We start from the raw sequence: 1119 nt of genomic DNA, 5'->3' as shown, positions 1-1119 counted from the left end.
CCCGGTCCACGCAAGTGCGCGGCATCAGTCGCTGCATCACTTCGTGGCGAAGGCTGAGTGGTCCGACGAGCAAATGCTTCGTCGCGTCTGCCAGTGGGTCGTGCCCAAGATGGACTTCAGCGAAGGTGGCTGGTGGATCATCGACGACACCGGATTTCCCAAGAAGGGGCGTCATTCCGTCGGCGTCGCACGCCAGTATTGCGGCGTCCTGGGCAAGCAAGACAACTGCCAAGTGGCGGTCAGCGTCTCGCTGTCGTGCAGTCAGGGCAGCTTGCCGGTGGCATGGCAGCTTTATCTGCCCAAGGAGTGGGCCGAGGACGAGGACCGCCGGCGCAAGGCCGGGGTGCCCGAGACCTTGCAATTCGCAACCAAGACCGAGATCGCGCTGGAACAGTTGCGGCGCTTGCTTGCGGAGGGCGCGCCGAGGCACTGCGTTCTGGCCGATGCCGGATATGGCGTGGACACCGAATTCCGCAGAACGCTGACCGAGATGGGGCTTGAGTACGTGGTCGGCGTGACCTCCGCGGTCGTGGTGTGGCCACCCGGCGTTGAGCCGTTGCCGCCAGCACCCTACAGCGGTAACGGCCGCCCGCCCGTGATGCCTCGACGCACGCCAGAGTTGCAGCCCATGAGCGTCAAATCGTTGGCGATGTCTCTGCCCGCCTCGGCCTTTCAAACGATCAGCTGGCGCGAGGGCACGAATCACACGCTCAGTGATCGCTTCGCGGCGGTCCGCGTGCGTCACGCCGGTGGGAACTCCGGCAAAGCACGACTTCGTGCGCAACAGTGGTTGCTGATCGAGTGGCCGCATGGGCAAGCCGAGCCGACCAAGTATTTCCTGTCGACGCTGCCGGAAACGATGCCGCTCAACGAACTTGTCAGCGCCGCGCACCAGCGCTGGCGCATTGAACGCGACTATCAAGATTTGAAACAGGACTTCGGCCTCGATCACTACGAAGGACGCGGCTGGCGCGGCTTCCACCACCACGCCTCCCTGTGCATCGCGGCATACGGGTTTCTGATGGCTGAGCGAATGACTGCCGAGAAGCCCATCGGCGGCAAAAAAAACTTCGCCATCCGCGCGTTGCCTGAAGTTCCCGAAGATTACGTCCCGAGGGG

Annotated in this window: 1 protein-coding gene; it reads left to right on the top strand. The window is 63.5% G+C overall.

The window, feature by feature from the left end; translation table 11 throughout:
- Nucleotides 1–1119 (top strand): IS701 family transposase (locus ACG0Z3_RS23165; protein WP_394402414.1); only part of this gene is annotated, 1119 nt, incomplete at both ends.

Origin of the sequence: Pelomonas margarita (assembly GCF_043555875.1) — a bacterium.
GTDB lineage: Bacteria > Pseudomonadota > Gammaproteobacteria > Burkholderiales > Burkholderiaceae_C > Pelomonas > Pelomonas margarita.
Note: the sequence above shows the minus strand (reverse complement) of the source record. Positions and strands in the feature narration are given on the sequence as shown.